The organism is Vibrio sp. 1069 (assembly GCF_033340555.1).
Genome location: NZ_JAWOWP010000004.1, coordinates 216,189 through 228,557 on the forward strand (window position 1 = coordinate 216,189; position 12,369 = coordinate 228,557).

A 12,369-nucleotide genomic window follows, 5' to 3' on the forward strand; every position below is an offset into this window, starting at 1 on the left:
TGCAAATATGTTAATCCAGAACGAGTTGAGAAAACACCCTATTGATAGAATCTTGATAGCTAAAGCGCGACAACGCCCGAGTATAGGGGTGTGTTTCAGTTCTCGCTTATATTTATTCAGGGATACACAAAAAGCAGGAGGGTAAATAAAAAGCGGCGCCTTAGCACCGCTTTAGGGATGAATACTAATCTTTAGGTTAAGGGCGCTGTGGTGGCGCTGCACTTCCGCGAATGACGAGATTAGTTTCAAGCAGACGCGAGCCTGAATGCACGTCGTGGCCTTTTAACATCTCGAGCATCATTAGCATTGCTTGTCGACCAATCTCATAGCGAGGCTGAGAGATAGTGGTCAACGGTGGATCGCAGTACTGAGCGAAGTTAATGTCATCAAAGCCCACAACAGAGAGATCTTGCGGGACTCGTAAGCCAAGCTTTTTCGCTTCTTGAATTGCGCCGATGGCCATTGTGTCACAGTGACAGAAAATAGCCGTTGGTGGCTCTGGCAATTCGAGCAGTTTACGAACGGCTTTTGCTCCGCCATCAAAAGAGAATTCAGTAATGACACTATATTGTGGATCTTTATTGATGCCGGCACGGCGCAGGGCTTGTTGGTAGCCTTGTTGGCGGAACTGACACAATATTGCTGTATCTGGTCCAGAGATTTGAGCAATGCTTTTATGACCTAATTGGGTCAGGTAATTCACCGCTTCAAATGCTGAGGTCAGGTTGTCAATATGTACTGTCGGAAGCTCGAGTTCAGGCGCAAATTCACACGCCATTACCATCGGAGGTAAGTTCTTTTGTTCTGGCTTACTGACATCGAATGGTAGATCTGTACCAAGCAGTAGCATTCCATCTGCCTGCTTAGTAAATACGAGATTAACGAAAGAGCTTTCGCGTTTCTTCTGTTGTCCGCTATCGCCCAGAAGGACTAGATAGCCATGTTCCATGGCTGCATCTTCAATACCGCGAATAATTTCAGAAAAATAAGGATCACAGATGTCGGGAACGATAGTAACAATGGTTTTTGATTCGTTTCTACGTAAGTTACGCGCTAATGAGTTTGGAGAATAACCCGCTTCAAGTACGGCTTCTTCTACTCTCTTTCTTGTAGAAGAAGAGACCTTCTCTGGATTCATTAAGGCTCGAGATACCGTAGCCGTAGACACTCCCGCAAGCTGGGCAACATCCTTCATTGTCGCCATAGTTTTTAACCTCTCATTTATTTTTTGCCAAGGTGACGTTATTCCGGTTTGAAATCAGAGTAATCAACCGAGTTAGAGCTGTGTTTGCTCTTCGCTCAGTTCGTGTTAACGAGTGGGAAAATGGATTCTTCACCGCGATATCAATTTATGGGAATAGTCATTGTTTTAATTTAAGCCTGTGCAAACAAGTCACTTTAGACTTTTCTAATTTGGATAGTCTATTCATTTCTAAAGTGAAAGTTACGGTCTGTTTAACAAAAATTGCAATCTCGGTGTGATTTTGGTCACATTAAATGGTAATTCATTACATAGTTAAACGTTTGCTAGCTGAGATCTTGTGGTTCTATGTCTAAATTCCAGCGTACTTTCTTAGCATTTGGCAACAACTCAATAGCAGGTTTGGCACTGGTTAATAACTTTTGCATCAATGAACGATGTTGAGTTTGTAGTAATAGTTGCCAGCGGTATTTACCAGCCCGCTTAGCCAAAGGTGAAGGAGTTGGGCCTAATACCATACAAGAACCATCGAACAGAGGGTGTGACTCTAACGTAAAACGAACCTGACGCAGGAAGTCTTCAACTACCTCACTTTGGTTTGCCTCTGCTTTGAACAGAGTCAAGAAACTATAAGGCGGAAGCTGAGCCAGTTTGCGTTCTTCCAGAGCAGTCATAGCAAAGTGGCGATAGTCTTTTTGAAGCAGGGCCTGCAGCAAGCTGTGCTCAGGATGGTGGGTTTGTAGGATAACCTCGCCAGGTTTACTTGCGCGGCCGGCACGACCTGCGACTTGAATAAACAACTGCGCTAGTCTCTCGGAAGCGCGGAAGTCGCTACTATAGAGAGAGCCATCAACATCCAAAAGAGCAACGAGCGTTACATTTGGAAAATGGTGCCCCTTAGCCAGCATTTGGGTGCCAATCAGAATTTGATGTTCACCTTTACGAATTGATTCAAGGGCATCTTCCAAACTACCTTTGCGACGTGTGCTGTCTCTGTCGATGCGAATAGCGTTGTATTCTGGAAATAACTGAGCCAATTGTTGTTCGAGTTGTTCCGTTCCTACGCCGACGGTAACCAGTTGAGTTGAACCACACCCCTGACACTGATGAATTACCGGTTGTTGTGAGCCGCAGTGATGGCAGCGTATTTCGTTGCTGTAATGGTGGAACGTATAGTACGCATCACAGCGTTTACATTCTGCAATCCAACCGCATTCATGGCACATCAAAGCGGGCGAAAAGCCTCGGCGGTTAAGAAACAACATTACTTGATTGCCAGCTTTTAAATGCTTGCGCATTTCGGCAATCAGTTGGGCAGATAAGCCACTTTCTAAATACTGACCTTTTACATCTAACACTTTATTGGTGGTTGGTACGGCAGAGCCAGCTCGTTGGGTTAGTGTTAAATGGTGATACTTGCCTGACAAGGCATTGTGCAATGTCTCCAGTGCAGGTGTGGCTGAGCCCAGAACAATAGGCACTTGCTCCTTGTGCGCACGCATGACCGCGACATCACGAGCGTGGTAGCGCAAGCTGTCTTGTTGCTTATATGAGGAGTCGTGTTCTTCATCGACAATAATGATGCCCAGATCCGCAAAGGGAGTGAGTAGGGCAGAGCGTGTGCCGATAATGATTCCGGCCGCTTTGTCGCGTGCAGAAAGCCACGCATTCAGACGCTCCGTCTCGTTTAACCCGGAGTGGATGACGTCAACTGGCACATTAAAACGGCGTTTAAAGCGGTTGATGGTTTGGGGCGTTAGACCGATCTCAGGTACTAAAACTAATGCTTGTTTCCCTTGCTCTAAAACTGGCTTGATAAGGTTTAAGTAAACTTCTGTTTTACCAGAGCCAGTTACTCCCTCTAATAAATAGCAAGCAAAACCTGTTTGGCTATTTACACTCGCAATAGCCAGCGCTTGTTCGTGGTTGAGCTTTGGCTTCTCGACGTCGCATTCAACGTGCTGTCCCCACTGGATGATTGCAGGCTTCTTCTCGATACGTTCAATCCAGCCTTTCTCTTCTAAAGACTTTAGTACTGTTGAGGCTATCTCTTGGTCGACAAATTCCTGGTGAGGCAAAGCGCCGTTAACCAACATTTGCAAGACCTTCTGTTGTTTGACCGCTCGACGATCAAGCCCTTGCATCAGCTTGTCTTTACCGGATTCGGTAATTTGCCACTCTTGTAGCGTCGCAAAATCTGCAGGCTTTCCTTTACGTAGAGCTGCTGGCATCGCATTGTGTAGCGTATCTCCAAGTGGGTATTGGTAGAACTGGCTGCACCAAGTCAGCAACGAATAAAGCTTTTCAGACCATATCGGCTGAGAATCAAGAACTGCTTTGATTGGCTTGAGTTGATCTTTGGGAAAGTCCGAGTGATTAACCATCGCGGTGACGATGCCAACTAACGTTTGGCGTCCAAAAGGTACGGAAACGCGTCCACCAATGATCGGAAACAGGTGCCCCGGAATGGCGTAATCAAATTGTTTGTCGAGCGGAACGGGTAATGCCACTCTAGCAATGGTTGGACGCATAAATTCTTAGCTATTAAAAAAGAGGGAAAGGAAATGAGAGTCTATTAAAATCGGTATGGAAATTCGAGTAAAGCAATATGATTCAGCGTGAATCGTGCCTCTATGATTAGTCTGGCTAAAAAAGTGGCGAAAAAGTTGCCAAATGTGTTGATCCGAGCAATGTGATTCTTTACTATATCGCGCCTTGAGATATGGCTTCGGCAATTAGTTGATGCGGTATCCCATTTTATTATTAATTGCGTGTGGTGTGCGGCTTAGATTCGTATAGCGACACGGCCTACTATTGAGGTTATCCCATGAAAGCTGGTATCCACCCAGAATACAAAGCAGTAAAAGCGACTTGTTCTTGCGGCAACTCTTTTGAGTTCAACTCTACTCTAGGTAAAGAGTCTATCCACCTAGACGTATGTGACAAGTGTCACCCATTCTACACTGGTAAGCAACGTATCGTTGATACAGGCGGCCGTGTTGATCGCTTCAACAAGCGTTTCGGTGCACTATCAAGCGGTAAGAAATAATAGCAGCCGCTATTACGATTACAGTTTAGAAAAGGGCGCTTCGGCGTCCTTTTTGTTTAATGGCTACCAAGCGAAGAGGGATGTATGGGGTTTGGAATATTCCCGATTATTTTTCACTCAGCGCTTGCAACCTAAAGTGTGATCTGTATAATGCAGCGCACTGGTTAAGCCAGTTGTGAACCAATGAGCAGTGAGGAGCGAGCAAATCTAAGGATTTGCAAGGTAATGTATACTCAGCTTATGTTCGCGGTTAATACAATTAGCTATCTTTTCTTCGGAAAAACTATCCTCAAAGGTGACTTTGGCATATAGGGATAGTTAATCGAAAATTAACTGACAATGCGTCCTAATCTTGGATGCTACGGTTTCACATAAATCAATCGGCATTCTCTCGTCTTGACGAGTTTGAGTGGCGATATTGTTTGTGTAATTTATTGAATTTGGAGCTCTGTCTCATGCAGAACCAACGTATCCGTATCCGCCTAAAAGCTTTCGATTACAAACTAATCGATGCTTCTACAGCGGAAATCGTTGAAACAGCTAAGCGCACTGGCGCACAGGTTCGTGGTCCAATCCCACTGCCAACTCGTAAAGAGCGTTTCACAGTTCTTATCTCTCCACACGTTAACAAGAAAGCACGTGACCAGTACGAAATCCGTACTCACAAGCGTCTAATCGACATCGTTGAGCCAACAGACAAGACTGTTGATGCTCTAATGCGTCTAGACCTTGCTGCGGGCGTTGACGTTCAAATTAGCCTAGGTTAAGGGAGATTAGAAGTATGATTGGTCTAATCGGTCGTAAAGTGGGCATGACCCGCGTATTTACTGAAGAAGGCGTTTCTATCCCAGTAACAGTTGTTGAGGTTGAAGCTAACCGTGTTTCTCAAGTGAAAACTCTTGAAACTGACGGCTACGCAGCAATCCAGGTTACAGCTGGTTCTAAGAAAGCTAACCGTGTAAACAAAGCTGAAGCAGGTCACTTTGCTAAAGCTGGCGTTGAAGCTGGTCGCGGTCTTTGGGAATTCCGTTTAGAAAACGGCGAAGAGTTCGAAGTTGGTTCAGAACTAACTGTTGAACTATTCAACGAAACTAAGAAAGTAGACGTTACTGGTACATCTAAGGGTAAAGGTTTCCAAGGCGCTGTTAAGCGTTGGAACTTCCGTACTCAAGATATGACTCACGGTAACTCATTGTCTCACCGTGCTCCTGGTTCTATCGGTCAATGTCAGACTCCAGGTCGCGTATTTAAAGGCAAGAAAATGGCAGGTCACATGGGTGCTGAGCGTGTAACGACTCAAAACCTAGAGATCGTACGTGTTGACGCTGAGCGCAACCTGCTTCTTATTAAAGGTGCAGTCCCAGGCGCAACTGGCGGCAACGTGATCGTTAAACCAGCTGTTAAAGCATAACGTCTCAGGAGTAAGTAATGGAACTAATGGTTAAAGGTGCCGATGCACTAACTGTTTCCGAAACTACTTTCGGACGTGAGTTTAACGAAGCTCTTGTACACCAAGTAGTTGTTGCGTACGCAGCAGGTGCTCGTCAAGGTACTCGTGCTCAAAAAACACGTTCAGAAGTTTCTGGCGGTGGCGCTAAGCCATGGCGTCAAAAAGGTACTGGCCGTGCGCGTGCTGGTACAATCCGTAGCCCAATCTGGCGTACAGGTGGTGTTACTTTTGCTGCGAAACCACAAGATCACAGCCAAAAAGTAAACAAAAAAATGTACCGTGGTGCTATGAAGAGCATTCTTTCTGAGCTTGTTCGTCAAGAGCGTCTAATCGTTGTTGATAACTTCTCAGTTGAAGCACCAAAGACTAAAGAGCTAGTTGCTAAGCTTAAAGAGCTTGAGCTAACTGACGCTCTAATCGTGACTAGCGAAGTAGATGAGAATCTATTCCTAGCTGCTCGTAACCTATACAAAGTTGACGCACGTGATGTTGCTGGTATCGATCCAGTATCTCTAATCGCGTTTGACAAAGTTGTAATGACTGCAGAAGCAGTTAAGCAAGTAGAGGAAATGCTAGCATGATCACTGAAGAGCGTATCCTAAAAGTTCTACGTGCACCGCACATCTCTGAAAAAGCAACTATGGCAGCTGAGAAAGCGAACACTATCGTTTTCAAAGTAGCTAAAGATGCGACTAAAAAAGAGATCAAAGCAGCTGTAGAAAAGCTATTTGAAGTTGAAGTTAAGTCTGTAAATACTCTTATCACTAAGGGTAAGACCAAACGTCAAGGTCTACGCCAAGGTCGCCGCAGCGACGTTAAGAAAGCGTACGTTACTTTGAAAGAAGGTCAAGATCTTGACTTCGTTGGCGGCGCGGAATAACAGGAGTAGTTAAAAATGGCTATTGTTAAATGTAAGCCGACTTCCCCTGGTCGTCGTCACGTTGTTAAAGTTGTTAACGCTGACCTACACAAGGGCAAGCCATACGCACCTCTTCTAGAGAAAAACTCTAAGAACGGTGGTCGTAACAACAAGGGTCGTATCACAGTACGTCACATCGGCGGTGGTCACAAGCATCACTACCGTGTAGTTGACTTCAAACGTACTAAAGATGGTATTCCAGCGACAGTTGAGCGTCTTGAATACGATCCAAACCGTAGCGCAAACATTGCTCTAGTTCTTTACAAAGACGGTGAGCGTCGCTACATCCTAGCACCTAAAGGTGTTGTAGCTGGTGATGTTATTCAGTCTGGTGTTGATGCACCAATCAAAGCTGGTAACACTCTACCAATGCGTAATATCCCAGTAGGTTCAACAGTACATAACGTTGAACTTAAGCCTGGTAAAGGTGGTCAGCTAGCTCGTTCGGCTGGTGCTTACGCTCAAATCGTTGCTCGCGACGGTGCGTACGTAACTATCCGTCTACGTTCTGGCGAGATGCGCAAAGTTCTTTCTGAAGGCCGTGCAACAATCGGTGAAGTTGGTAACTCTGAGCACATGCTACGTGAACTTGGTAAAGCAGGTGCATCACGTCATCGCGGTATCCGTCCAACGGTTCGTGGTGTTGTAATGAACCCGATTGACCACCCACATGGTGGTGGTGAAGGCCGTACTTCTGGTGGTCGTCACCCAGTATCTCCTTGGGGTATGCCTACTAAAGGCTTCAAGACTCGTAAGAACAAACGCACTGACAAGTACATCGTACGTCGTCGTAACAAGTAATCTATATAAAGAGGAATCGCCATGCCACGTTCTCTCAAGAAAGGTCCTTTTATTGACCTACACTTGCTGAAGAAGGTAGAGAAAGCGGTGGAAAGCGGAGACAAAAAGCCTATTAAGACTTGGTCCCGTCGTTCAATGATCATCCCTACGATGATCGGTTTGACCATCGCTGTCCATAATGGTCGTCAGCACGTACCAGTATTTGTAACTGATGAAATGATCGGTCACAAACTGGGTGAATTCGCACCAACACGCACTTACCGCGGTCACGCTGCGGATAAGAAAGCTAAGAAGCGCTAAGGAGTAGATAATGGAAGCAATTGCTAAACATAACTTTGCTCGCATTTCGCCTCAGAAAGCTCGCTTAGTTGCGGATCTAATCCGTGGTAAATCTGTTGACCAAGCTCTAGAAATCCTAACGTTCAGCAACAAAAAAGCTGCTGCACTAGTTAAGAAAGTTCTAGAGTCTGCTATCGCTAACGCGGAGCACAACGAAGGTGCAGATATTGACGATCTGAATGTCGCAAAAATCTTTGTAGATGAAGGCCCAACCATGAAGCGTATTATGCCTCGTGCTAAAGGTCGTGCGGATCGTATCTTGAAGCGTTCAAGCCACATCACTGTTGTTGTAGCAGATCGCTAGAGACTAGGAGAGTAAGCAATGGGTCAAAAAGTACATCCAAATGGTATTCGTCTAGGCATCGTTAAGCCTTGGAATGCTACATGGTTTGCTAACACCAAAGATTTCGCTGACAACCTAGACGGCGACTTCAAGGTACGTCAGTTCCTTACAAGTGAACTGAAAAAAGCGTCTCTATCACGTATCGTTATCGAGCGTCCTGCTAAGAGCATCCGTGTGACTATTCACACTGCTCGTCCAGGCGTTGTTATCGGTAAGAAAGGTGAAGACGTTGAGAAGCTACGCGCAGCTGTAGCTAAAATTGCAGGTGTACCAGCGCAAATTAACATCGCTGAAGTACGTAAGCCTGAACTAGATGCGCAACTTGTTGGTGACAGCATCGCGTCTCAGCTAGAGCGTCGTGTTATGTTCCGCCGTGCTATGAAGCGCGCAGTACAAAACGCAATGCGCCTAGGCGCTAAAGGTATCAAAGTGGAAGTAAGCGGTCGTCTAGGCGGCGCTGAAATCGCACGTTCAGAGTGGTACCGTGAAGGCCGTGTGCCTCTACACACTCTACGTGCTGACATTGATTACGCAACTTCTTCGGCTCACACTCAATACGGTGTGATCGGCATTAAAACTTGGATCTTCAAAGGTGAAATCCTAGGTGGTATGCCAGCAGCTAACGCTGTAGAGCCTAAAGGCGACAAGCCTAAGAAGCAGCGTAAAGGCCGTAAGTAAGGAGTCGACAGATGCTACAACCTAAACGTACTAAGTTCCGTAAGGTTCAGACTGGTCGTAACCGTGGTCTAGCTAAAGGTACTGATGTAAGCTTCGGCGAATTCGGTCTTAAAGCTGTTGGCCGTGGTCGTCTAACTGCTCGTCAAATCGAAGCGGCACGTCGTGCAATGACACGTCACGTTAAGCGTCAAGGTAAAATCTGGATCCGTGTGTTCCCAGACAAACCAATCACAGAAAAACCACTTGAAGTTCGTCAAGGTAAGGGTAAAGGTAACGTTGAGTACTGGGTAGCCCAAATCCAACCTGGTAAGGTTATGTACGAAATGGGTGGTGTACCTGAAGAATTGGCACGTGAAGCGTTCCGTCTTGCGGCACGTAAACTGCCTTTCAAAACTACATTTGTAACTAAGCAGGTGATGTGATGAAAGCACAAGATCTACGCGAGAAAAGCGTTGAAGAGCTTAACGCTGAGCTAATGAATTTGCTACGTGAACAGTTCAACTTGCGCATGCAAGCTGCGACTGGTCAGCTACAGCAAACTCATACTCTGAAAGCTGTACGCCGTGATATCGCACGTGTGAAAACTGTTTTGACTGAGAAGGCAGGCGCATAATGAGCGAAGTAAAACGTACTCAACAAGGTCGTGTAATCAGCGACAAGATGGACAAGTCTATCACTGTTGCTATCGAACGTTTCGTAAAACACCCAATCTACGGTAAATACGTAAAACGTACGACTAAAGTACACGCACATGACGAGAACAACGAGTGTGGCCTAGGCGACACAGTTGAAATCGCAGAGTGTCGTCCACTGTCTAAGACTAAGTCTTGGACTTTGGTAAAAGTTCTAGAAAAGGCGAAGATTTAATCTCGTTAATTCTATGAAACTAAAGCGGCTCCAAAATATTTTTGGAGCCGTTTATTTTTTGACTACCCAATCACAAAAAAGGGTGGTACAATTCGCGTCCCTTTTAAAGAGGCAGCCCGACCCGTGATGGGTCTAGTTATTAATATTTAGCGGAGCACTAACATGATCCAAATGCAAAGTATGCTGGACGCAGCTGATAACTCAGGCGCACGCAGCGTAATGTGTATTAAGGTTCTGGGTGGCTCTCACCGCCGTTATGCACATATCGGTGACGTCATCAAAGTTACTGTGAAGGAAGCAATCCCTCGCGGTAAAGTTAAAAAAGGTGATGTTCTGAAGGCGGTGGTAGTGCGCACCCGTAAAGGCGTACGTCGTCCTGACGGTTCTGTCATTCGCTTCGACCGAAATGCTTGCGTATTGCTAAACGACAATACTGAGCAACCAATCGGTACACGTATCTTTGGTCCTGTGACACGCGAACTTCGTGGCGATAAGTTCATGAAGATCGTTTCACTGGCTCCAGAAGTTCTGTAAGGAGCACGTAGAAATGGCAGCTAAAATCCGTCGTAATGACGAAGTAATCGTTCTTGCTGGTAAAGACAAAGGCAAGAAAGGTAAAGTAACTAAGGTTCTAGCAACTGGTAAAGTTATCGTTGAAGGTATCAACCTAGTTAAGAAACATCAGAAACCTGTTCCAGCTATGGGTATCCAAGGCGGTATCGTAGAGCAAGAAGCAGCTATCGACGTTTCTAACGTGGCTATCTTTAACGCAGCTACTGGTAAAGCTGACCGTATCGGTTTCCGTTTTGAAGACGGCAAAAAAGTTCGTTTCTTCAAGTCTAACGGCGAAACCGTTTCTAACTAATAGAAGTAATTTGGAGTTCTACTATGGCGAAACTGCATGATTACTACAAGTCGTCTGTAGTCGCTGAACTGACCAAACAGTTCGGTTACACAAGCGTCATGCAAGTCCCTAGAATCGAGAAAATCACCCTAAACATGGGTGTTGGTGAAGCAATCAACGATAAGAAACTGCTAGAAAACGCAGCGTCTGATATGGCAACGATCTCTGGTCAAAAGCCACTTATCACAAAAGCGCGCAAATCTGTTGCAGGTTTCAAAATCCGTGAAGGCTACCCTATCGGTTGTAAAGTAACCTTGCGTGGCGAACGTATGTGGGATTTTCTTGAGCGTTTAATTAACATCGCTCTTCCACGTGTACGTGACTTCCGTGGTGTTAGCGCTAAGTCTTTTGACGGTCGCGGTAACTACAGCATGGGCGTTCGCGAGCAAATCATCTTCCCGGAAATCGACTTTGATAAAGTTGATCGAGTACGCGGTCTAGACATCACTATTACGACGTCTGCTGGTACTGATGAGGAAGGCCGTGCTCTGCTGGCTGCCTTTAACTTCCCATTCCGTAAGTAAGGTGAAGGGTTACTGTTATGGCTAAAAATTCAATGAAAGCACGTGAAGCAAAACGTGCGAAGCTAGTAGCTAAGTTCGCTGAAAAGCGTGCAGCGCTAAAAGCTATCATCAGCGATGTAAACGCATCTGAAGAAGATCGTTGGAACGCGGTTCTTACACTGCAATCTCTTCCACGTGATTCAAGTGCATCACGTCAGCGCAACCGTTGCAACCAAACTGGTCGTCCACACGGTTACCTACGTAAGTTCGGTCTAAGCCGTATTAAGGTTCGTGAAGCTTGCATGAAAGGCGAGATTCCGGGTCTTCGTAAGGCTAGCTGGTAATTGCCACTTAATCATTTGGAGTAAATCATATGAGCATGCAAGATCCGATTTCGGATATGCTGACCCGCGTTCGTAACGGTCAGGCAGCAAACAAAGTTGCTGTAAAAATGCCTTCTTCAAAGCTTAAAGTTGCAATTGCTGCACTACTAAAAGCTGAAGGTTACATCGTTGACTTCGCTGTTGAAGGCGAAGCAAAACCTGAGCTAGAAGTTACACTTAAGTACTTCCAAGCTAAACCAGTAATCGAGCAACTTAAACGTGTTTCTCGTCCAGGTCTACGTGTTTACAAGAAGAAAGATGAACTTCCTTCTGTAATGGGTGGTCTTGGTATTGCTATCGTTTCTACTTCCAAGGGTCTTATGTCAGACCGCGCTGCACGTAAAGCAGGTCTTGGTGGTGAAATCATCGCTTACGTAGCTTAATAAGGAGTAGACTATGTCTCGTGTTGCAAAAGCACCTGTCGCTATTCCAGCTGGCGTAGAGGTGAAACTAAACGGCCAAGAAATCACTGTAAAAGGTGCGAAAGGCGAACTAACTCGCGTTCTTAACAACGCAGTTGTAATCGCTCAGGAAGAAAATAACCTGACTTTCGGTCCTAAAGAAGGTGTTGCTAACGCATGGGCTCAAGCAGGTACTGCTCGCGCTCTAGTTAACAACATGGTTGTTGGTGTTACTGAAGGCTTTACTAAGAAGCTAACTCTTAAAGGTGTAGGTTACCGTGCTGCTATCAAAGGCAACGCTGTAGGTCTAACACTAGGCTTCTCACACCCAGTTGAGCACGAGTTGCCAGCGGGTATTAAAGCTGAATGTCCAAGCCAAACTGAAATCGTGATCACTGGTGCTGACAAGCAACTAGTTGGTCAAGTTGCGGCTGACATTCGTTCTTACCGTGAGCCTGAGCCATACAAAGGCAAAGGTGTTCGTTACGCAGATGAAAATGTGCGTACTAAAGAAGCTAAGAAGAAGTAAGG

General features: G+C 45.7%; 20 protein-coding genes. 18 read left to right on the plus strand and 2 right to left on the minus strand.

All coding sequences use genetic code 11. The features are described 5' to 3' along the window. Nucleotides 1-196 precede the first annotated feature (196 nt). Complete coding sequence (gene cytR / locus R7040_RS08965) at nucleotides 197-1,225, minus strand: DNA-binding transcriptional regulator CytR (protein WP_257978021.1); 1,029 nt, start codon at nucleotides 1,223-1,225, stop codon at nucleotides 197-199. 302 nt (nucleotides 1,226-1,527) lie between these two features. Further along, nucleotides 1,528-3,732 (minus strand): primosomal protein N', encoded by a 2,205-nt coding sequence (priA, locus tag R7040_RS08970; protein ID WP_140367211.1) that lies wholly within the window; start codon nucleotides 3,730-3,732, stop codon nucleotides 1,528-1,530. A 296-nt stretch (nucleotides 3,733-4,028) separates the two neighbouring features. Between priA and rpmE the strand changes: the two genes are divergently transcribed. The 18 genes from rpmE (at nucleotide 4,029) to rplF (ending at nucleotide 12,367) form a co-directional block, all read left to right on the plus strand. Further along, complete coding sequence (gene rpmE / locus R7040_RS08975; RefSeq protein WP_005379546.1) at nucleotides 4,029-4,250, plus strand: 50S ribosomal protein L31; 222 nt, start codon at nucleotides 4,029-4,031, stop codon at nucleotides 4,248-4,250. 455 nt (nucleotides 4,251-4,705) lie between these two features. Then, a complete protein-coding gene (gene rpsJ / locus R7040_RS08980) occupies nucleotides 4,706-5,017 on the plus strand; it encodes a 30S ribosomal protein S10 (RefSeq protein WP_004410492.1) in 312 nt (103 codons plus the stop codon). A gap of 14 nt (nucleotides 5,018-5,031) precedes the next feature. Then, nucleotides 5,032-5,661, plus strand: coding sequence for a 50S ribosomal protein L3 (gene rplC, locus R7040_RS08985; protein ID WP_005379555.1), 630 nt, complete (start codon nucleotides 5,032-5,034; stop codon nucleotides 5,659-5,661). Nucleotides 5,662-5,678: 17 nt separating this feature from the next. Then, nucleotides 5,679-6,281, plus strand: a complete 603-nt coding sequence (gene rplD, locus R7040_RS08990; protein WP_005379556.1) for a 50S ribosomal protein L4 — start codon at nucleotides 5,679-5,681, stop codon at nucleotides 6,279-6,281. After that, nucleotides 6,278-6,580: a 50S ribosomal protein L23 gene (gene rplW / locus R7040_RS08995; RefSeq protein ID WP_004398471.1), complete on the plus strand. Its 303-nt coding sequence runs from the start codon at nucleotides 6,278-6,280 to the stop codon at nucleotides 6,578-6,580. The genes rplD and rplW overlap by 4 nt, the downstream gene beginning before the upstream one ends. Nucleotides 6,581-6,595: 15 nt before the next feature. Next, the gene (rplB, locus tag R7040_RS09000; RefSeq protein ID WP_005383168.1) at nucleotides 6,596-7,420 is read left to right on the plus strand and encodes a 50S ribosomal protein L2; all 825 of its coding nucleotides are present in this window, start codon (nucleotides 6,596-6,598) and stop codon (nucleotides 7,418-7,420) included. Between the two features lie 21 nt (nucleotides 7,421-7,441). Next, nucleotides 7,442-7,720 carry a 30S ribosomal protein S19 gene (gene rpsS / locus R7040_RS09005; RefSeq protein WP_004394525.1) on the plus strand — a complete coding sequence of 93 codons (279 nt, stop codon included), beginning with the start codon at nucleotides 7,442-7,444 and terminating at the stop codon, nucleotides 7,718-7,720. A gap of 10 nt (nucleotides 7,721-7,730) precedes the next feature. Continuing rightward, on the plus strand, nucleotides 7,731-8,063 hold the full coding sequence (gene rplV, locus R7040_RS09010; RefSeq protein WP_005383164.1) for a 50S ribosomal protein L22: 333 nt from the start codon (nucleotides 7,731-7,733) through the stop codon (nucleotides 8,061-8,063). An 18-nt stretch (nucleotides 8,064-8,081) separates the two neighbouring features. Further along, a complete protein-coding gene (rpsC, locus tag R7040_RS09015; protein WP_005383161.1) occupies nucleotides 8,082-8,780 on the plus strand; it encodes a 30S ribosomal protein S3 in 699 nt (232 codons plus the stop codon). 11 nt (nucleotides 8,781-8,791) lie between these two features. Continuing rightward, entirely contained in the window at nucleotides 8,792-9,202 is a 411-nt protein-coding gene (rplP, locus tag R7040_RS09020; RefSeq protein WP_005379577.1) for a 50S ribosomal protein L16, read from the plus strand. Further along, nucleotides 9,202-9,393: a 50S ribosomal protein L29 gene (gene rpmC / locus R7040_RS09025; RefSeq protein WP_005379576.1), complete on the plus strand. Its 192-nt coding sequence runs from the start codon at nucleotides 9,202-9,204 to the stop codon at nucleotides 9,391-9,393. Before rplP ends, rpmC begins: the two co-directional genes overlap by 1 nt. Continuing rightward, the gene (gene rpsQ, locus R7040_RS09030) at nucleotides 9,393-9,647 is read left to right on the plus strand and encodes a 30S ribosomal protein S17 (protein ID WP_140367210.1); all 255 of its coding nucleotides are present in this window, start codon (nucleotides 9,393-9,395) and stop codon (nucleotides 9,645-9,647) included. Before rpmC ends, rpsQ begins: the two co-directional genes overlap by 1 nt. 162 nt (nucleotides 9,648-9,809) lie before the next feature. Next, a complete protein-coding gene (gene rplN / locus R7040_RS09035) occupies nucleotides 9,810-10,181 on the plus strand; it encodes a 50S ribosomal protein L14 (protein ID WP_004410450.1) in 372 nt (123 codons plus the stop codon). 13 nt (nucleotides 10,182-10,194) lie between these two features. Next, the gene (rplX, locus tag R7040_RS09040) at nucleotides 10,195-10,512 is read left to right on the plus strand and encodes a 50S ribosomal protein L24 (RefSeq protein WP_005379574.1); all 318 of its coding nucleotides are present in this window, start codon (nucleotides 10,195-10,197) and stop codon (nucleotides 10,510-10,512) included. A 23-nt stretch (nucleotides 10,513-10,535) separates the two neighbouring features. Beyond that, complete coding sequence (gene rplE / locus R7040_RS09045; protein WP_005379573.1) at nucleotides 10,536-11,075, plus strand: 50S ribosomal protein L5; 540 nt, start codon at nucleotides 10,536-10,538, stop codon at nucleotides 11,073-11,075. A 17-nt stretch (nucleotides 11,076-11,092) separates the two neighbouring features. Further along, nucleotides 11,093-11,398 (plus strand): 30S ribosomal protein S14, encoded by a 306-nt coding sequence (rpsN, locus tag R7040_RS09050; protein WP_004410442.1) that lies wholly within the window; start codon nucleotides 11,093-11,095, stop codon nucleotides 11,396-11,398. 29 nt (nucleotides 11,399-11,427) lie between these two features. Next, complete coding sequence (rpsH, locus tag R7040_RS09055; protein WP_005379572.1) at nucleotides 11,428-11,820, plus strand: 30S ribosomal protein S8; 393 nt, start codon at nucleotides 11,428-11,430, stop codon at nucleotides 11,818-11,820. Nucleotides 11,821-11,833: 13 nt separating this feature from the next. Next, the gene (rplF, locus tag R7040_RS09060) at nucleotides 11,834-12,367 is read left to right on the plus strand and encodes a 50S ribosomal protein L6 (RefSeq protein ID WP_005379570.1); all 534 of its coding nucleotides are present in this window, start codon (nucleotides 11,834-11,836) and stop codon (nucleotides 12,365-12,367) included. Nucleotides 12,368-12,369: the final 2 nt, after the last annotated feature.